The organism is Krasilnikovia sp. MM14-A1004 (assembly GCF_047159485.1).
In the GTDB taxonomy this organism is placed as follows: Bacteria; Actinomycetota; Actinomycetes; order Mycobacteriales; family Micromonosporaceae; genus Actinoplanes.
This window is the reverse complement of sequence record NZ_AP038773.1, coordinates 2,483,675-2,502,500: the sequence shown is the minus strand read 5'-3', so window position 1 is coordinate 2,502,500 and position 18,826 is coordinate 2,483,675. Positions and strand designations below refer to the sequence as shown.

Sequence of the window (18,826 nt, the reverse complement as noted above, 5' to 3'; positions counted from 1 at the left end):
GTCCGCTGGAACCGGCCCCGTCGGGGCAGTGATCGACGTTGACAACAAGATGTCCCCCATACCATCTCGTGCCCTACGGGCAACTGTGTCGTCATTCGCGGCGCTGAGCGTCGCGCAACGCGTCCGCCAGACCCTCGGCGGTCTTCGACTTGTGCCAGGCCGGGCCGGTGAGTTCCGTCGTCAGGACCTTCAGCATCGCCCGGACCATGTCCGGGCGACGGCCCAGATCCGCGGACAGGAACGGCTCGATCTCGGCGGCGGTGCCGTCGAGCTCGCCGAGCCGCAGATATGCGCGGGCCGTGTCGATCCGGATCATCGGATCCATCGCCTCCCACCGGACCTCCGGCGCCGACCGCTCGTACGCCTGCCGGGCCGTGCGGAGCTCCTCCAGGGCGAGGCTGGTGCGGCCCACCGACAGCAGCGACGTCCCCGCCATGTAGTACCGGCGGTCCTTGCTGATGTTGAAGAACCTGTCCTCGTCGGGGACCACGGGATCGGCGTCCTCGATCCTGGCCCACCGCCGGACGGCATCGAGCACCTGCCGCTCCGCCTGGATGCTGGCCCAGCCCCTGGCCTCCGCCAGGATGAGCGGCGCGTCGGTCATTCCGCTGCTGACCTTGTAGGCCAGCCCGTCCGCGGCCAGCCGGGCCGATTCGGCGCCGTCGCCGGCCCAGTACTCCACCCGGGACTGCGCGGTCCGCACCCAGCGCCGGGCGAGGTCGTCCTCGGCGTACAGGCTGTACAGCCAGGCTGCGGAATTGAGTTCCTGCGCGGCGCCGTACCGTCCCAGGTCGGCCGACATCCACGCCATCATCGCGCAGCACTTCGCGCTCAACAGGTAGAGGTCCCTGGCCTGCTTCGGTCGCTGCCGGCCCTGCAACAGGTTCACGGCCTGCTCGCGCACGAAGGACAGCTGGCGCAGGATGGACTTCGGTGCGCTGTGCGTGTAGGCGTCGCCGAGATGGCCCAGGTCCGACCACAGGTCGTCGAGCTGGACGTCGTCGACGTTCGTGGTGGTGAGAGCCCTCGCCTCGTCCAGCGGGCTGATTGCGCCGCCCGGCGGCGGCTGCCACGGCGCGACAGTGCCACCGGACGGGAGCCGATGTCCCGTCCCCGCGGGCGCCCGGCCGGGGGCGGAGTGGTATTCGGCGAGCTCCTTCGGTGGCAGATTCTCCAGGTCGCGAAGGTCGAGCAGCGACCTCCACTCGGTGCCGTACACCTGCGCCAGGATGCGCAGCACGTGCACCGTGGGCCGGACACCGCGGTCGGGCCATTGTTCGTATTCCCAGACGCGGGATCCGCGCATCCCCGCCCGCGGGTCCGCGTTGATCGTGTTGTAGTGACGCGCCGCCAGGTCGAGCGACAACTCGGCCGCCAGGCGCCACGCCGTTCGCGGCCGGACCTGGCATTCCGCGATCAGCTGCTCCGCGACCCGCGCGGAGATGATCTCGGCTGGGAAGCCCAGCGCGGCCAGCCGATCACGCACCTGCGTGCGGTAGGCCTTGCTGCCCGCCTTGACCTGCCGACTCATCTCTCATCCCACAGTGGATTAGCCATCATCGAGGTCGGCTCTCGTGCATCCGCCTCACGCTCCGAGCGAGGTGCGTTCTACTCTGCGTTGCTTGACCAGCACTCTCCGTCTGGCATGCCGGCCCGCGGCTGACGTAGACTCGGCGTCCGGAACGGCATTCAGCGGACTGGATGCTCTGTGCTGGCAGGCAATGGGTCGGCATGCATTGTGTCGGCCGGGCTCGTTTCGCTGACGCGGCAAAAAAGGCGGGCCGAGCGAGAAGAGCGAGCCCGGCGCGGAAAGATCGCCGCCGACAACAGCCCTCTTATCCAATGCCGACCCCCCTCCGTCAACATATCGATCTGCCACGATACTGTCGCTCAGGGTCGCCGTCAAAGCTCTGTGAAGAACTAGGCACACGGCCCCGGCCCCGTTGTCGACCTGCGCAAACAACCGACGTCGATCGCCGTAATCGGAGCGATGTTCATCTTTGTGGTCACCGCACAATGGCCAGTGTGAACGCACCGCGCAACTTCGGTCCACAAGAGATCAATTGCGCTCAAATGAGCTTTGTGACCAGTTCCAGCGCCCGCCCGATCGCCTGCCGGGACTCATCGGTGTCATCGAGAATGTCGAACGAGTGGCGCCCGTTCGGGACGTCCACGACGTCGAGCCGCGCGCCGCAGGTCTCGGCGGCCGCGACGAACTGCTCCACGGTCTGCGCGATCTCGGGGCTCTCCCGGCCCACCCGGGTCACCACGATCGGCAGGGCGCCGGCCCCGGCGACCGCGTCCGCGGGATTGAACCTGGTGCCGTACTCGGGTGGGCAGGACAGGATCCCGTACGTGGCGGCCACGCAGCGCAGCCACGGCGGCGTGGCGCGCAGCCAGTCCGCCATGAGCGGGGCGCCGCCGGAGAAGAACCACAACGCTACCCGGTCGGCGTCGACACGCGGGTCGGCGCGCAGCAGCTCCACCGCCGCGGCGACGTCGTCGGCCGCCAGCGGATAGTCGGTGACGGCGTGCAGTCGGTGGTCGACGGTCGCGCCGACCAGGCCCCGATCGGCCACCAACGATCCGTACGCCCGGAAGATCGGCCAGTCGCGGGGCGTCGTCGGGATGTCCGAGGGGATGGGTCCGCCGTGGACGAACAGGACCGCGGGACGCGGCGGGGCGGTGTCGGGCAGATACAGGTCGAGGGTGCCGTGGCGTTCACGCGCCCGCACGTCGACCGGCAGGACGAACTCGTTCAGGTATCCGGGCTGCGCCATCGCCCGATCGTATCGGGACGGCACCAGCCGAACCACCGGGTTTGGTCCGCTGTGGACGGTCCGCGGCCGACCGGGTCAGGACGGTCGGCGGCGGCGCCGGAACACCCCGGCGAGCACGGCGGCACCGGCCAGCAGGATGCCCCCGGCGATGAGAGCCGGCACGAGCGGGTTCGCCGCCCGGGGCAGGTCCCGCGTGTCCACCTTGGACGCTCGGGCCGGGTCCGCCGGTGCCGCTCCGCCCGAGGGCGACGCGGGGACGGCGGGCAGCGGGGCGACGTCGGCGGTCAGCGCGCGCACGACATTCAGCCGCCCGTACCCGTAGGTGTCGTCGCGGCCCGGTGCGCCCGCGTCGTCGGCGGTCGCGGTGAGCCGGTGCACCACCTCGGCCGCGCTCATCGTCGGGTACTTCGCGCGGATCAGCGCGGCCGCGCCACTGACCACGGCGGTGGCCTCGCTGGTGCCGCTGCCCAACCCGTACCCGGACTTGCTGACCGTGGTGGTCGCCAGGTGGTCGCCCGGCGCGACCAGGTCGACCTGCGGGCCGGTGACCGAGAAGTCGGCGATCCTCCGGTCGGCGCCGTACGCGCCGACGGTGAGCACCTCGGGGTACAGGCCGGGGTAGTCCTCACCCTCCGCGTCACGGTTGCCCGACGCGGCGACCACCACGATGTCGTGGGCCAGGGCCTTGCGGATCGCCTCGTGATCCTCGTCCCGCTCGGGCCCCCCGAAGGACATGTTGATGACCCCGGCGTGGTGCGCAATCGCGAAGTCGACCGCCTCCGGCAGGAACGCACCTCCGAGGCCGCCGACCGGCGAGTCGATCGGAAGGATGCTCGACGCCGGTGCGATGCCGAGCACGCCCGCGCCGGAGCCGTGTCCGCGACCCGCGATGAGGCCCGCCATCTCGGTGCCGTGACCGACCACATCCTTGCGGCCGGTGGGGTCCTCGAACCGCCCGGACACGGTGTTGTAGCCGGGCAGAACGGCCCCGGCGAGGTCACGGTGTTTCGCGTCGACCCCGGTGTCGATCACCGCAACGACGACTCCCGCGCCCCGGGTGATCCGGTGCGCCTCGGTGATCCTCAGATCCGACAGGTGCCACTGCCGGTCGCGGATGCTGTCCGCGGCGGCGGGCGCCCCGGACACTCCGATCAGGACCAGCGCGGTAGCCGCGCCGGCCGCGAAGCGCCCGATCATCGCGGGAAGCCGAGCACACCGGGCCCCGGATCGTGCCGCGTCACCGTGGCGTCGGGCACGATCACCGCCGGCCCCCCGTCGGCGGTCGCCCACTGCTGGTCGGCGTCCCCCTCCGGCAGTACGGTCCCGTCCTCGCCGCGCCGACCGGCACGCTGTCCCGGCGCACCGAACGGGGCCTGGCCCCGGCCAGCGCCGGGCCCCTGTCCGTCGGCCCCGATCACCGCGCCCGAGGGCAACCCACGACGCACCGGCACGGACTGCCGGCTCGCCGCGGCGGCGGGCCCACCGGGGACGCCCGTGCCGCCGGCCGGGGCGCCGAACGCCCCGACGCCACCGGCACCCGGGGTTCCGAACGCACCCGCACCACCAGCACCCAGCGCGCCGAGCGTTCCGGCACCACCGGCACCCGCAATCAGCCCGTATCCCGCGCTTCCGCCGCCGCCGATCACCGCACCCGGCAGGGCGCCACCGGCCGCCGATCCACCCGGATAGCCGCCCGGGCCCTGGCCCGGCAGCGGCCCGGTCGGGGTGATGGTGGATCCGGCGAGTCCAGGACCGACACCGGCGGACGGGTCGTGGCCCGGCAGGGAACCGGGAGCGGCGCCCGGACCGTGCGGCGGCTCGCCCACGAGCACCGGATGGTGCGGGACCGCGACCGGCCGCGGCTGGGCGTGTACCGTCCCCGCGCCCGAACTCGGGCCGCCCCCGTCGGGCTCACCCGGGAGATCGATGATGTCTCCACTGCCGGGTTCCATCCGGTACAGCAGGGGTGCGCGGATCTGCGGGTTGTGGTCGCGGATCGCGGCCTCGGCCTCGCGCATCACCTGCTGGGCCTGCTCGTCGTACTCGTCCTCGGCGTGGTCGATGAACCGGGGGACCCAGTCCTCGCTGACCTCGGCGCGCCCGTCGGCCAGCGTCCGGATCGTGTTCTGCGCCGTACCGATCGCGTCGAGGACGCCGCGCAGCCCGACTCGGGTGTCTTCCGCGCAGGTCAGGGTGTCGGTCATGGAATCGGCCAGCCGGGCGATGCGGCGCTGGAACCCCGACGCCGATGCGTTCTTCTCCGGAGGCCACACGGCGGCCAGGTCCTCGGCCGCCTTGAGCAACCTGCCGTGCTGTTCGCGGACCGAGGTGGCCAGGCCCTCCCAGGCCAGCACCCGGTCGGCACCGGTGCAGGCGTTCTCGCCCTCCAGCATCGCCGCGATGGCCGGCAGGTTGTAGTTGTCCCAGTTCGTCGCGGTCACAGCAGCGGCCCCTTCGTGGTCGGGTCGGTCGCCGCGTTCGCCGCGCGGACCGCTTCGGCGATGATGTCCTCGACCTTGCGCTGGGCCGCCGCGGAGCTCATGTCGGACGACGCGAACATCCGCGCGATCTCCTGCGCCGCATCCGCCAGCGCGCCCGCCGCGGTGTGGTAGGCCCGCAGGTTCGCCTCGGTGTGCGCGAGGGCCTGCGCGTACCGGGTCTTGGCCTCGGTCACCACGCTGCTGGGAGTGATCCGGGCACCGAACTCGACGCCGTGCGCGTGCAACGTCGCGCCCCGCTGCGCCGCGTCGGCGAGACCGCCGTCCGCCTGGCCGCGCATTCCGTGCGCGACATCGCCGACACCGTCCGTGTCGATCTGCACTCCATCCGGCACGCTGCCTCCCCGTTCGCAGTACCGCCGCCATGATCATATCGGCGCGGACCCGGCCGCGATGCCCCGCCGGGTTGACGCATCGACCGTCATCTTTGTAACTTCAGTTAGGATTATTAACTGTACGGAGGTGTCCCGGTGCTGACCCCACGACGCCCCACCCCACGAGTACGCGCCCTGACCGGACTCGCGGCCGCCCTGCTGGCCAGCGGCGCCGCGGTCGGTGTCGCCGCACCGGCCCACGCCGCGGCCGGGCTGACCGCCACCTTCTCCTCTGCCGACAACGGCACCTGGTTCCTCGACACGTACGTGATCGCCAACCCCACCTCCGCATCGATCACCGGGTGGACCCTCGAATTCGACCTGCCACCCGCGGTCACCATGGGCGCCGCCTACAACGGCACCGTCACCACCAGCGGCAACCACGTCACGGTCGGCAACGCCCACTACAACGGGACCGTGGCGGCGGGCGGCACCACGGAGCCGTACAGCTTCTGGTTCATCGCCAACGGGTCCTCTGCCGCGCCGCTGAACTGCCGGGTCAACGGCAACCGGTGCGACGGCGGCGCCGACCGTCCGCCGGGGGCTCCGAGCGGACTGGCCGTGACCGGCCGGACCACCACCACCGTCTCGCTGACCTGGGCGGCGGCCGCGGCCGGGGACTTCCCCGTCGCGTCGTACGACGTCTACCGCGGTGGCACCCTGGCGGCCAGCGTCACCGGCACCGCCGCCACGGTCACCGGCCTGGCGCCGAAGACCGGATACTCCTTCACCGTGCGGGCCAGGGACACCCGCGGCACCGCGTCCGCCGACAGCACGGCCGTCTCCGCCACCACCCGCGACCCGGCCGAGGACACCACCCCTCCCCCGGCGCCGGGCAACCTGCGCACGACCGGACGGACCGCCACCAGCGTGAGCCTGGCCTGGAACGCGGTCACCGACGCCAGCGGCATCGCCGGGTACGACGTGTACCGGGGCGCAACCCTGGCCACCACGGTGGCGCCCACCGCCACCACCGCGACGGTCGGCGGGCTGACACCCCTGACCGCGTACACGTTCACCATCCGGGCGCGCGACACCTACGACAACGCCTCGCCGCCCAGCGCCGCGGTGACCGTGACGACCGACGACGCGGTCGGCACCGGCAACTACGCCAAGGTGGGCTACTTCGTGCAGTGGGGCATCTACGGCCGGCAGTACTTCGTCCGCAACCTCGACACCTCGGGCGCGGCGGCGCGGCTGACCCACCTCAACTACGCGTTCACCAACCTCGACCCGGTGAACCTGACCTGCATGAACGGGGTGACCAGGGGCACCACCCAGAACCCGCAGGACCCCGACCAGGGAACGGGCGCGGGCGACGCGGACGCCGACTACGCCCGGCCGATGAGCGCCGCGCAGTCCGTCGACGGGGTCGCCGACACCGGTTGGGAGCCGCTGCGCGGCAACTTCAACCAGCTGCGCAAGCTCAAGGCCAAGTACCCGCAGTTGAAGGTGCTGATGTCGATCGGCGGCTGGACGTACTCGAAGTTCTTCTCCGATGCCGCCGCGACGCCCGCCACGCGGGAGAAGTTCGTGCGTTCCTGTGTGGACATGTACCTGCGCGGGAACCTGCCGGTCTACAACGGGGCGGGCGGCGCGGGCAGTGCCGCGGGCATCTTCGACGGCATCGACCTGGACTGGGAGTGGCCGGGCGCCGAGGGCCATCCGGGCAACCACTGGGGTGCGCAGGACAAGGCGAACAACACCGCGCTGCTGGCCGAGTTCCGCAGGCAGCTCGACGCGCTGGGCGCCACCACCGGCCGGCGCTACCTGCTCACCGCGTTCACCCCGGCGGACCCGGCGAAGATCGCCGCCGGCTGGGACATCAGCGCCCCGGGCGTCTTCAACAGCCTGGATTTCGCCAACGTCCAGGGGTACGACTTCCACGGCGCGGGCAGCGACAACTCGTGGGAGCCGAACCGCACCGGGCACCAGGGCAACCTCTACCGCGACGCGCAGGACCCGTACCCGTTCGAATTCAGTGTCGAGCGGGCGATCCAGACGTACACCGACGCGGGCGTGAAGCCCCGGCAGCTCACCGTCGGCGTCGCGTTCTACGGCCGCGGCTGGCAGGGCGTGGCGGCGGGCACGGCACCGGACGGCGGTTCGGCGTACGGCGAGTGGCAGTCGGCGACCGGCGCGGCACCGGGGCAGTTCGCGGAGGAGGCGGGCACCCGCGGGTACGCCAACCTGCTGGCGTCGGTACCCGGCTGCGCTGTGCACCACGACACGCAGTCGGTGTCCACCTACTGTTTCACCGGCCCGGGCGGGCAGTGGTGGACGTACGACGACGCCTGGTCGCTGGCCCGCAAGACGGCGTGGGTGAAGGACCGGGGCCTGCTCGGCGCGATGATCTGGGAGATGTCGGGTGACACCACCGGCGGGGAGCTGATGACCGCGCTCAACGGCGGGCTCTGACGCGATGGTGGCCGGGCCGCCGCACCGTCTCCGGACAGGTACGGCGACCCGGGAACCCTATTCGTTGAGGAGCGTCAACATCTGTTGGATCTGATCGGTACGGGATTCCACGACGCGGCGGGCGAACTCCCTGGTCCGGGCGTTCGCCCCGTCCGCGGCCTCCTTGGTCGCCATCTCCACCGCGTTGTGCTGGTGGCCGATGAACAGGTTGAGCAGCCGTCCGTCGAACTCGGACCGGCCCGACTTCTTCAACGCCGCGATCTGCTCGGGCCCGGTCGCGGGCAGGCCGCCGTGGCTGGCGTGCGCCGCCGGGTCGGTGTCCACCTCGACGGGTTTCGACCAGCCGCGCAGCCACGACGTCATCAGCGCGACCTCGTCGGTCTGGGTGGCCTCCACGGCGGCGCACAGCGTCCGTACGTTCTCGCGTTGTGCCCCACCGGCCAGATGCGCGAGTTCCAGCCCCTGCTTCTCGTGGGCGGCCATCATCTGCAGGAACATCACGTCGGCGTCGTTGTACGGGCCGTCGGCCCGCACCGCCGCCGCCGAACCGGACGCGGTCGGTGTGGTGGGGGCCGCCGTCGCCGTCCCGGCCGCGGGTGGCTCGGTGCCGCAGGCGGCGACGGTCACCGAGAGCACGAGCGCCAGCAACGCGGCGGAGAGCCGCTTGCGCTGCATCACAGCGGCAACCAGAGCGCCAGCGTGTACACCGACGGCTCCCATCCGCGCAGCGCGGTGTGCCCCTGACGGCACTGGTAAGGCTTCCCGTCGAACGTCACCACGTCCCCGGTGCGGTAGCTCGTCCCCGCCGCCCAGGTTCCCGCGGCGCTCGGCTTGCCCGGGCCATCGGACTGGCTGGGCGCGCTGGACTGGCTGGGCGCGGTGGACTGGCTGGGCTGTGACGGCGTGGTCGGCGCCGGGGTCGACGGGGTCGTTGGCTGGTTTGTCGGCGCGGGCGCGGAGCCACTGCCACCGCCCACGTTCAGGTCGATGCAGTTGTAGAACGCCATCGGGGTGTCGCCGATGTTCCACACCGCCAGTACGGTCTGCCGCCCGGGGAACGCGCTCAGGTCGACCTGGTGCGTCACGACCGCCTCGGGCTGCCGGTTGCCGTCGTCGAACACGGCCACCCGCTTGTCACCGATGAAGTACTCCCAGGTGCTGGTGCGGTGCCGCGCGGTGAGGGCCCAGCTGAACGAGACGGTCTTGCCGACGGCCTTGGCGGGCCAGTTGCGGCTGTTGTCGTTCAGCACCGCGAACTGGGACAGCCCGCCGTTGCAGTTGCGCTGTCCCTTCGGGCCCTCGACACTCTGCGGCTCGAACTGGATCGGACCGCAGTCGGGTACGGCGCGCGCCGCGCACAGGGCCTGCCGGCTCGGCGGCGACGACACGTATCCGTGCGCCGACGCGGGCGAGCCGGTGACGGCGAGCGCCGTACCGGCGGCCGCGATCGCGGCGAGCGGATAGGTGAACAGTCTGCGCATAGCCATCGTTGACTCAACCCGTTTCTGTCGATCGGATCGCCGGACTCTCCGACGGATCTCGAGTAACGGGTCAGGACGCTAGCCAGCGGCGCCTCAAACGAACCTTAAACGTTTCGGAAAGGGCCGTGAAACCACGCTACGGCAGTGCTCGGCGACTGCCCGCGCGCGACATCCGTACCATTCCGAAGCGCCCCCTCGGCCGCGGCACGGCGCTGTCCATATCGGATCCGGCCGGTTCCGGCGCGGCCAGGACGATCGCCAGCCGGGCCCCGCCGAGCGGTCCACGGCCGATGTCGAGCCGTCCCCCGGCGAGCCCGGCGACCCGCCGTACGATGTCGAGGCCCAGGCCGGTGGAACCGGCCCCGCTCGACCCGCGGCGCACGGCGGCGGCCGGGTCGGCGATGCCCGGCCCCGCGTCGTCGACGATCAGGGCGCGATCGGAGATGCTGACCTCGAAGGCGCAACCCTCCGGGGTATGCGAGAACACGTTGCCGAGCAGGGCGTCCACCGCGAGGATCAGGTCGCCGCGCGACACCGGCACGGTGACCGGCCGGTCGCCGCCCACCACCGTCCACGGGCGTTGCTGGTCCTCGGCCAGCACGGACCAGAACGCCAGCCGGTCGGCCAGCACCTCGACCAGGTCCGTGGATTCGGCGGCGCGGTCGCCCGCACCCCGGCGCGCCCCGGTGATGATCGCCTCCAGTTCCTCGTCCAGCAGGTCGCAGGCCTGGCGCATGCGTTCACCGATGGGGCCCGGCGGCATCGCGTCGGCGTCGAGGCGCAGTGCCGTCAGCGGGGTGCGCAGCCGGTGGGACAGGTCCGCGGCGAGTTCCCGCTCGGCGTCGAGCAGCCGGCGCATGTCCCGGGCCATCGCGTTGAACGCCTGCGCGGCGTCCCTCAGCTCGGGTGGTCCCTCGGGGACGACTCGCGCGCTCAGGTCGCCGCCGCCGAGGTCACGTGCCGTACCGGCGAGCCGCCGGGTGGCCCGCACGATGCGGCCGCCGAGCCGGTCGGCGACCAGCGTCGACCCGATGACCAGGACGACGGCCACCCCGGCGAGCGCCAGCCACGCGCGCCACACGCCGCGCTCCATGTCGGCGCGGGTCACGTACACCTCGATCACGGCTGTACGGCCGTCGCGGATCACCGTGGGTGACAGGTACGACACCCCGTCGCCGGCGTCGGAGGTGACCGCCTGCCGGTACCGGGCCGCGAGCGCCACGTCGGCCGGATCCGCGTGCGTCGCGCCGATCGGCGCCATTCCGGGCAGATGCACCGCCAGCCGCCGCTGTCCACCGGCCGCGGTGCTGGCCACCGCCAGGGTCAGCAGCCTGGGGTCGGCGTCGACCGCGAGCGCCGCGACCATCGCGCTGGCCTGCTGCCGGGCGTCGCCGAACGCCCGGTCGTGGGCGAGCTGCCGGGTGACGACCGCCAACGGCACCAAGAAGGCCAGCGCCACCATCGAGGTGATGGCCAGCGCCAGCCGGTTGAGCGCCCACCTCATCGCGGTCCCCTCTCAGCCGGGATCGACCATCATCACGCCCACGCCGCGCACCGTACGCAGCATCCGCGGTTCGGCGGCCGTCTCCCCGAGCTTGCGGCGCAGCCAGGACAGGTGGACGTCGATGGTCTGTTCCTCGCCGATGTGCGCCTGCCGCCACACCTCGGTCATCAGTTCCTGCCGGCTCACCACCTGACCGGCCCGCTCGGCAAGATACGTCAACACGTCGTACTCGCGCCGGGTCAGTTTCAGGGGTTCGCCGTTCATGGAGACGCACCGCTCACTGCGCGCGATCACGAGGGGACCGACCGTGATCGTGCTGCGCTCGTCGGGGGCGCTGCTGCTGTACCGGCGCAGCACCGCGTCGATGCGGGCGAGGATGTGCGGACCGGAGAACGGTTTCGTGACATAGTCGTCGGCGCCCGCGTGGAGCAGGTGGATGATGGCGTTCTCCGATTTGCGCGCGGTGGCCACCACGACCGGTACGTCGGACACCTTCCGGATCATGCGCAGTGCGTCGGTACCGTCCATGTCGGGCAGGCCCAGATCCAGCAGGATGATCGTGGGCGGGTGGTCGACGAGATAGTCGAGCGCGTCGCGCGCACGGCTCACCGCATGCACCACGTGGCCCGCATCGGTCAGCGTCCGACGCAGCGCCGCGGTGATGATGCGGTCGTCCTCGACAAGCAGGATCAACGCCATAGGATCAAACATAGAGGCAGCTGAAAGGCGGTAACCGTGCGACTACTGCGAGGCTGGGCGCCCCTGCTCGGGTGGCTGACGGCGACCGTCGCGGGCATCGCGCTGTCCTCTGTCGCGCTGCTGCCGGTGCTGCGCGCCGCGGCGCCGGCCGAGCAGGCGCTGACCTCCGTCCACGAGCTGGCCCGTGAGTCCGCGCGACCGGAGCCGTCCGTCACCGTCCCCGACGACGAGACCCCCACGACGGCCGCCGCTCCGGCCCCGTCGTCGGCTTCACCCACGCCGTCGGCCAGCAAGTCCCGCCCGGCTGCCGCGCGATCCAGCACCGCGCCCCGTGCGCCCGAGAAGGCGACGGAGACCCGCGACGGGTGGACGGTGACGACGGACTCGGCCGGGGTCACCTCGTACACCCGGTCGTTCGTGGTCGAGGGCGGCCAGGCCGTGATCCGGATGAGCGACGGGCGGGTCGAGCTGGTCACGGCCACCCCGGCCGCCGGGTACTCGGTGCAGAAGGTGCAGAACACGCCCGACAACCTGGCCGTGTTCTTCATCGAGCAGGGTCACCACTTCGTCATCCACGCGGTGTGGCGCGACGGGCAGCCGTTCGCCGAGGTGAGCGAGATCGGCGGCTGACACCGGCTAGCGGTGTTCCATCACCAGGACCGCCCAGGTGCCCGGCTCCAGCGCCTCGTAGTGGTGCGGCACGTCGCCGGGGAACGACACGTAGTCGCCCGGCCCCAGCTCGACGGTCTCGGCCGTGGGGCCGGCCCGTAGCCGTCCCGCGGCGACGACGACGTGTTCGACGCTGTGCGGGATGTGCGCCTCGGCCTCCCGCGCCTGTCCCGGCTCCAATTCCATGACGTACACGTCGCGGCGGGCGTGGGTGGAACCGGCCGCCAGCAGGGTCGCCATGAAGTCGGCGCTCTCCGCCCGCAGCCGCGGCCCTTCGCCGGCGCGCAGCACGCGTACGCGGGGCGCGGGCGGCTCGACCAGGCGGCTGAACGGCACCCCGAGCGCGACGCCGAGCGACCACAGCGTCTCGATGCTCGGGTTGCCCGTCCCGGCCTCCAGCTGGGAGAGGGTGGACTTGGCCAGGCCGGCGCGGCGGGCCAGCTCGGCGAGGGAGATGCCGGCCCGCTCGCGTTCCCGGCGCAGGGCGGCGGCGATGGTCGCCAGCGGAGGGGCGGGCTGGTGCATGTTCGCTCCATCGGTCGGGTCGTTCGGTTTGACGAACGGCGGGCCTTCGTTCATTATTCTGAACCATGCGTACGTCACGTCGAACGCTCGACCGGACCCTGCGTCGCGACGCCGCCGCCCTCGCCGCCGCCATGATCGCCGTCGGGGCGTCGTTCGGGGCCATCACCATCGCGTACGGGCTGCCCGTGTGGGTGCCGGTGCTGATGTCCGTGATCGTGTTCGCGGGCGGCTCGCAGTTCCTCGCCGTCGGCCTGATCGCGGCGGGCAGCCCGGTCGCGGCCGTGCTGGCGGGGCTGCTGCTCAACGCGCGGCACCTGCCGTTCGGGCTGGCCGTCGCGCCGGCCGTCGGCCCGCGGCTGCGGCACCGGCTGATCGGCAGCCACCTCATGACCGACGAGGTGGTGGCGTTCACGCTGGCCGAGGACGATCCGGCGCGGCGCCGCCGCACGTACTGGCTGATCGGCGGCACGCTGTTCACCTCGTGGAACGCGGGCACCGCCCTGGGCGTGTGGCTCGGCGGCGCCACCGGCGACCCGGCCGCTCTGGGCCTCGACGCGGCGTTCCCGGCCGGACTGATCGCGCTCGTCCTGCCGTCGCTGCGTGACCGCGACACCCGTCTCGCGGCGCTGGCCGGCGCGGGCCTGGCGGTGCTGCTCACCCCGGTCCTGCCGGCGGGACTGCCGGTACTGTGCGCGCTGCTCGGCCTGGCCACCCTGTTCCGCCCCCGCCCTCGCCGCCGCGTACCGGCCGGCGACCCGGCTCCGGAGGCGGCCACATGCTGATCGCCGCGATCCTCGCGCTGGCCGTCGGCACGTACACGATGCGGCTCGCCGGGGTCCTGCTGCGCGAACGCCTGGACCTGCCGGCCGGGCTGCAGCGCCTGTTGCCGATGGCCGCGGCGACCCTGCTCACCGCGCTGGCCGCGACCGCCGCGCTCACCCGGGACGGCGGGTTCGCGGGAGTCGCCCGCCCGGCCGGGGTGGCGGTGGGGGCACTGCTGGCGTGGCGCCGGGCGCCGTTCGTCGTGGTCGTGGTCGCGGCAGCCGCCACCGCAGCCCTCCTGCGCCTGGCCGGTATCGCCTGAGCCGCTCCAGCGGTCCACTTCCCCGCGCCCGGCCCACCGTGAACCTGACATCTCACGTCACCTGAGGTCCGGGACACGTCCGCAACAAAACCGTTACCACCGGCTAAGCGGACGGCGCACGGGGCCGATGGGAAGCCGTACGGGACGGGTGGGGGTGGACCGATGGACGGTGGCACAGTGGGTGCGCAAGCATTGTCGGCCGCTCTGCTGGCGATGGAGGAGCAGCTCACCCCGGACGCCGCCGCCGGTCATGCCGCCGCCGTCGACCTCGAACGGCAGGCCACCGCGCTGGGCGACGAGAGCCTGATCATGCGCGCGCGGCTCTGCCGGACCAGCATGGGCGTACGGATCGGCGAGATCAGCGGCGTCGCCCGGGAGGTCTACGACATCCAGCAGTGGGCCGCCGACCACGGCGATCGCCTGCTGGAGGCCCGTGCCCACGGGATGTGCGCCCTGATCCAGCGGCTCTCCGGTGACGCCGCCAAACGCCTGGAACACTCGGTGAGCGCGATCGAACTGCTCGACGAGACCGCCTCCGTGTTCATGCAGATCTGGCATCGCACCCGGCTCGCCGACGCGCTGGCCGACACCGGCGCGATGGACGCGGCACGGCTGCGCTACCGGCAGGCCGAGGAACTGGCCCGCAAGGCGCAGATGTGGGACCTGCTGAACGTCGTGCACAACAACTGGGCGCACTACGAGTACGAGTGCGGCGACGTCGTCCGGGCCCGCGAGGTCATCAGCCGGATGATCAAGGACGCCGACGCGCACGGTCTCGAACTCGATCCCCCGACCCTGCACACGGTCGGCGAGGTCCAGGCCGCCAACGGCGAGTACGCCGAGGCCGAGCAGACGATGCTGACGTGCATCGCCCGGTACGAGGCGGGACAGATGGAGGCCGTCGCGGACCTGGTCTACTACCGGCTCACGCTGGCCCGTGCCCGGCGCGGACTCGGTGACGTGGTCCGGGCCCAGGAGAGCCTCGACGCGTGCCGTGAGCTGTGCACCGAACTCGGGCTGCAGGCCCTGCTGGTCGAGGTACACGAGGAGCAGGCCGACCTGTACGCCGACCGCGGTGACCACGTCGCGGCGTTCGCCGAGCTGAAGAAGTTCATCGCCGCGCGCGAGAGCGTCCGTTCGCAGGAGCGGGAGGCCCAGGCGCAGGCCCGGCAGGCGATGTTCGAGACCAGCGAAGCCCGCGAACAGGCCGAACGGTTCCGCGAGCAGGCCCGCCGCGACCCCCTGACCGGCCTGCACAACCGCCGCTACGCCGACGAGGAACTGCCCGCCCTGATCGCCCGGGACCCCGGCATGAGCCTCGCCATAGCCGACATCGACCACTTCAAACGCATCAACGACCAGCTCTCCCACGACACCGGCGACCAGGTCCTCGTCCAGGTCGCCAAGCTGCTGGAAACCGGCCTCACCGCCGCCGTCCCGGCTGGATTCGCCGCCCGCCTCGGCGGCGAGGAATTCCTCCTCGCCCTGCCCGCCACCCCTGTCGACATCGCGACCGCCATCCTCGACGACATCCGCCGGGCCATCGGCGGCCACGACTGGCACGACATCACCGAGGGTCTGCCCGTCACCGTCAGCATCGGCGTGGCAGGTGTCAGCGAGACGTCGCCGCCCAGCCAGTCCGCCACCCTGGCCACCGCCGACCGCAACCTCTACGCCGCCAAACGCGAGGGACGCAACCGCGTCGTCACGGGCACCCCCCGCGAGCCGCTCCCCCGCGCCTACCGCGACCGCGAGGTCGCCTGACCGGCCGAAATTGAGGCGCCGGGTCTGCGCACCCGGGCATAGGGTCCGCTGATGGCGTACGACATCGAGGCCGAGAGCCGGCGACTGATCGCGGACGGGCTGCCCGACCGGCCGGTGTCGCTGAGCCGGCGTCGACGGTTCGCGCCGGTCGCCGTGGATGTCGACGGTGACGTCGCCTGCACCTGGTTCGTGCGCCGCGGGGTGGGCTGCTTCTGGGACGAGATCCATCTGCTGATCCGCCGCGATGACGGCTGGCACTACCGGGGCGGCGGTGGTGGCACCTGCGGGGAGCCGTGGTCGACGGACGTGTTCGCGCGGGCCAGGGACGAGTTGCCCGCTGGGGAGGTTCGGGTGGACGGTGGCTCATCGACCCGCGTGGACATCGACCGGCCGAGCGAACGGTGGATCCGGTCCGCGGAGGTGCTGGTGGGCCGCGACGTCGCCGATGTCGTGCTCGACGCCCGGCGCCGGCTGCTCGTGCCGTATCACGGCCGCGTGCTGGTGGTGTGGGAGTCGCCGCGGCCGCCCGAGCTGTCCGCCCGCGACGCTGCGGGGCACGAGCTGACCAGGATCACCCTTCCGGGCGGCCCCTGAGGCCTGCGGCGGCGGGCACTCAGCGCTGCCGGACGGCCTCGTCGTCCGGCCAGAGCCGCGCCCAGTGCTGGTCGTCCTCCAGCTGGGCGGCCAGCGAGACGAGCAGCGGCTCGCTGTCGGCCGGACCCAGCAATTGCGCACCGACCGGCAGGCCGTCCGCCGTAAAGCCGGCCGGGACATTGACCCCCGGCCACCCCAGGACATTCCACGGCCAGGCGTACGGACAGGCCGCGATGATCGCCCGATCGGTGTCCCAGCTCGACAGTTCCGCGTGGGCGCCGATCCGGGGCGGCGGGGTGGCGGTGGTCGGGGTCAGCACCACGTCGAACCGGGTGAAGATCGCGCCGATCCGCCGGCGCGAGCGTGACTCCGCCGCCCGCGACAGGCGCAGGACCGGTCCACCGAGGATCCGGCCCTGCCGCACGGTGTGCCGCGTCCGCCGGTCCAGCAACGTCTGGTCCGGCATCCGGCTGGCCCAGTCCCGGACACCGGCCGACGCCCGCGGCACGAACGCCAGACCGATCAGGCCGTAGCGCGGATCCGCCTCGACCACGTCGTGGCCCAGCCGGGCGAGCACCTCGGCGACGTCCGTGACGGCACGCCGTACCGCCGGGTCCAGCGGCCGGGGCACCCCGCCGTGGAAGGCGCTGCGCATCGACAGCGCGATGCGCAACCGGCCCGGATCGCGTCCCGCGGCCGGCAGCACCGTCACCGGCGACGGGCGGTGCCGGTCGCCGGGGTGGCTGCCGGCGGCCACGTCGAGCAGCAGGGCGGCGTCGGCGACCGTACGGGCCAGCGGGCCGTAGCCGGTGAGGCCGTTGAACGCCTCCGGGTCGGGCCAGGTGGAGACCCGGCCGCGTTGCGGTTTGATCCCGACCAGGTGGGTCCACGCGGCCGGGATCCGTACCGAACCCGCGCCGTCGGAGCCCAGTGCCGCGGGTACGAGACCCGCCGCGACCGCCGCCGCCGCGCCACCGGACGAACCGCCGGGGGTGTGCGCGGGCGACCACGGGTTGCGGGTGGCACCGAACGCCGCTCCCTCGGTGAACGGCCACTGCCCGAGTTCGCAGGTGTTCGTCTTGCCGACCACGACGGCGCCGGCCGCGCGCAACCGGCGTACCGCCTCGGCGTCGACCGTCTTCAGCGTGAACTCGCCGCCGCACCCGAACGCCGTCGCCTCCCCGGCGACGTCGATGTCGTCCTTGACCGCGACCGGCACCCCGAGCAGCGGCAGCCGGTCACCGGAGGCGAGGCGCCGGTCGGCGGCGTCCGCCTCGGCCAGTGCCGCCTCACCCCGGACCCGGCGGAACGCGTTGAGCGTCGGCTGGGTCTGCGCGATGCGTTCCAGTGCCCGCTCCACCAACGAGCGTGACGTGACGCTGCCGTCGGCGAGCGCGCGGGCCTGGGCGAGGAGACCGGTGGGAGCGGCGTCGGGCATCGGGGACCCCTGTCATCGGCGCAATCAGCAAACGACAGGAACGATAGGACTCGACGGCCACCATGCATAGCCTTGTGTCGATGGAACGACCACCGGCGCAGCGGCGCACGCTGGGCGTCGACGGTGGCGCTTCCCTTTCGGGCGGACCTTCCGAGCCGTCAGACCCGGCGATAGCGGGCCTGCGCGAAGCAGAACACGCCGAACGCCGCGAAGCCGAGCGCGATGAGGCTCAACAGCCACGGCCCCCAGCTCTGCCCGGCCAGCGTCCGCAGGGCGCCGTCGAGCCCGCGCGCCTTGTCCGGGTCGTAGGTCACGGCCGCGGCGATCACCAGGACACCGGCGATGGTGTACGCGACACCCTTGGCGACATACCCGCCGACGCCGAACCGCCGGACCGTCCGGTGCACCGTCGCGCTCATCCGCCCCGTGGTGAGGTGACGCTCGAACTTGCGGCTCACGCCGTATCCGAAAAGGCCCAGGCCGACGCCGACGACGACCAGACCGACGAGCCCGACCACCCAGCGGCCGCCGGTGGCGTTGAGCAGGTGCGACGTGGCGCGTTGCTGGTTGTCGGCCGAGGAGCCGCCCGCACCCCGGACGACCATCACACCGGTCCACGCCAGCCAGAGATAGATGACGGCGCGGCACCCGCTGACCACGCGTTCCGCGACCCCGTTCCGGTCGCCGCTCTCCCCGGTGGCCGCCGCCAGTCCCTGCCAGAGTGCCAGCGCCACCATTCCGGCGACGACGACGATCACCAGTGCCTTCCCCAGCGGCTGCGCGGCGAGGGTCTGCAGCGCACCACGCTGGTCGCCCTCCTGGGCCCGATGGCCGAACGCGACCCGCAGCGCCACCCAGGCGAACAGCAGGTGGACGACCCCGTAGCAGACGAAGCCGCCGCGGGCCAGGCGTTGCACGGTGGTGCTGTCGGCGGCGCGGTGTGCGGTGTGCGACACGTGTGCAGTGGTGGACATGGCCATTGATGTCACCCGCGGCGC

The 18,826-nt window shown here is 72.4% G+C and carries 18 protein-coding genes; 6 read left to right on the top strand and 12 right to left on the bottom strand.

Features of this window, described 5'->3' with window-relative positions; genetic code table 11:
- Positions 1–91 precede the first annotated feature (91 nt).
- The 5 genes from ACMCNN_RS11465 to ACMCNN_RS11445 form a co-directional block, all read right to left on the bottom strand.
- Positions 92–1,531 (bottom strand): hypothetical protein, encoded by a 1,440-nt coding sequence (locus tag ACMCNN_RS11465; RefSeq protein ID WP_412746159.1) that lies wholly within the window; start codon positions 1,529–1,531, stop codon positions 92–94.
- A 538-nt stretch (positions 1,532–2,069) separates the two neighbouring features.
- Entirely contained in the window at positions 2,070–2,780 is a 711-nt protein-coding gene (locus tag ACMCNN_RS11460; RefSeq protein ID WP_412746158.1) for an alpha/beta hydrolase family protein, read from the bottom strand.
- 75 nt (positions 2,781–2,855) lie between these two features.
- Entirely contained in the window at positions 2,856–3,977 is a 1,122-nt protein-coding gene (locus tag ACMCNN_RS11455) for a S8 family serine peptidase (RefSeq protein WP_412746157.1), read from the bottom strand.
- A complete protein-coding gene (locus ACMCNN_RS11450; protein ID WP_412746156.1) occupies positions 3,974–5,221 on the bottom strand; it encodes a hypothetical protein in 1,248 nt (415 codons plus the stop codon). Before ACMCNN_RS11450 ends, ACMCNN_RS11455 begins: the two co-directional genes overlap by 4 nt.
- Complete coding sequence (locus ACMCNN_RS11445) at positions 5,218–5,613, bottom strand: hypothetical protein (RefSeq protein WP_412746155.1); 396 nt, start codon at positions 5,611–5,613, stop codon at positions 5,218–5,220. Before ACMCNN_RS11445 ends, ACMCNN_RS11450 begins: the two co-directional genes overlap by 4 nt.
- Positions 5,614–5,748: 135 nt before the next feature.
- Between ACMCNN_RS11445 and ACMCNN_RS11440 the strand changes: the two genes are divergently transcribed.
- A complete protein-coding gene (locus ACMCNN_RS11440) occupies positions 5,749–8,070 on the top strand; it encodes a glycosyl hydrolase family 18 protein (RefSeq protein ID WP_412746154.1) in 2,322 nt (773 codons plus the stop codon).
- A gap of 57 nt (positions 8,071–8,127) precedes the next feature.
- On the opposite strand, the gene ACMCNN_RS11435 is transcribed toward ACMCNN_RS11440, so the two are convergent.
- The 4 genes from ACMCNN_RS11435 to ACMCNN_RS11420 all read right to left on the bottom strand — a co-directional run bounded on the left by ACMCNN_RS11435 (position 8,128) and on the right by ACMCNN_RS11420 (position 11,754).
- Complete coding sequence (locus ACMCNN_RS11435; protein ID WP_412747140.1) at positions 8,128–8,745, bottom strand: DUF305 domain-containing protein; 618 nt, start codon at positions 8,743–8,745, stop codon at positions 8,128–8,130.
- Positions 8,745–9,551: a lytic polysaccharide monooxygenase gene (locus ACMCNN_RS11430; protein ID WP_412747139.1), complete on the bottom strand. Its 807-nt coding sequence runs from the start codon at positions 9,549–9,551 to the stop codon at positions 8,745–8,747. Before ACMCNN_RS11430 ends, ACMCNN_RS11435 begins: the two co-directional genes overlap by 1 nt.
- A 136-nt stretch (positions 9,552–9,687) precedes the next feature.
- Positions 9,688–11,055: a sensor histidine kinase gene (locus ACMCNN_RS11425; RefSeq protein WP_412746153.1), complete on the bottom strand. Its 1,368-nt coding sequence runs from the start codon at positions 11,053–11,055 to the stop codon at positions 9,688–9,690.
- Between the two features lie 12 nt (positions 11,056–11,067).
- A complete protein-coding gene (locus tag ACMCNN_RS11420; RefSeq protein ID WP_412746152.1) occupies positions 11,068–11,754 on the bottom strand; it encodes a response regulator transcription factor in 687 nt (228 codons plus the stop codon).
- A 36-nt stretch (positions 11,755–11,790) separates the two neighbouring features.
- On the opposite strand from ACMCNN_RS11420, the gene ACMCNN_RS11415 reads away from it, so the two are divergent.
- Entirely contained in the window at positions 11,791–12,384 is a 594-nt protein-coding gene (locus ACMCNN_RS11415; RefSeq protein ID WP_412746151.1) for a hypothetical protein, read from the top strand.
- Positions 12,385–12,390: 6 nt separating this feature from the next.
- Here ACMCNN_RS11415 and ACMCNN_RS11410 read toward each other — a convergent pair whose 3' ends face one another.
- A complete protein-coding gene (locus ACMCNN_RS11410; protein WP_412746150.1) occupies positions 12,391–12,948 on the bottom strand; it encodes a helix-turn-helix domain-containing protein in 558 nt (185 codons plus the stop codon).
- Positions 12,949–13,013: 65 nt separating this feature from the next.
- Here ACMCNN_RS11410 and ACMCNN_RS11405 point away from each other — a divergent pair, with 65 nt between their 5' ends.
- The 4 genes from ACMCNN_RS11405 to ACMCNN_RS11390 all read left to right on the top strand — a co-directional run bounded on the left by ACMCNN_RS11405 (position 13,014) and on the right by ACMCNN_RS11390 (position 16,390).
- Positions 13,014–13,730: an AzlC family ABC transporter permease gene (locus tag ACMCNN_RS11405; protein ID WP_412746149.1), complete on the top strand. Its 717-nt coding sequence runs from the start codon at positions 13,014–13,016 to the stop codon at positions 13,728–13,730.
- Positions 13,724–14,032: an AzlD domain-containing protein gene (locus ACMCNN_RS11400; protein WP_412746148.1), complete on the top strand. Its 309-nt coding sequence runs from the start codon at positions 13,724–13,726 to the stop codon at positions 14,030–14,032. Before ACMCNN_RS11405 ends, ACMCNN_RS11400 begins: the two co-directional genes overlap by 7 nt.
- A gap of 177 nt (positions 14,033–14,209) precedes the next feature.
- Positions 14,210–15,796, top strand: a complete 1,587-nt coding sequence (locus ACMCNN_RS11395) for a diguanylate cyclase (protein WP_412746147.1) — start codon at positions 14,210–14,212, stop codon at positions 15,794–15,796.
- Between the two features lie 51 nt (positions 15,797–15,847).
- Complete coding sequence (locus ACMCNN_RS11390) at positions 15,848–16,390, top strand: hypothetical protein (protein ID WP_412746146.1); 543 nt, start codon at positions 15,848–15,850, stop codon at positions 16,388–16,390.
- A 19-nt stretch (positions 16,391–16,409) separates the two neighbouring features.
- Here the strand turns inward: ACMCNN_RS11390 and ACMCNN_RS11385 are convergent, their stop codons facing one another.
- Complete coding sequence (locus tag ACMCNN_RS11385; RefSeq protein ID WP_412746145.1) at positions 16,410–17,828, bottom strand: amidase; 1,419 nt, start codon at positions 17,826–17,828, stop codon at positions 16,410–16,412.
- 158 nt (positions 17,829–17,986) lie between these two features.
- A complete protein-coding gene (locus ACMCNN_RS11380) occupies positions 17,987–18,802 on the bottom strand; it encodes a DUF1206 domain-containing protein (RefSeq protein WP_412746144.1) in 816 nt (271 codons plus the stop codon).
- Between the last annotated feature and the right edge of the window lie 24 nt (positions 18,803–18,826).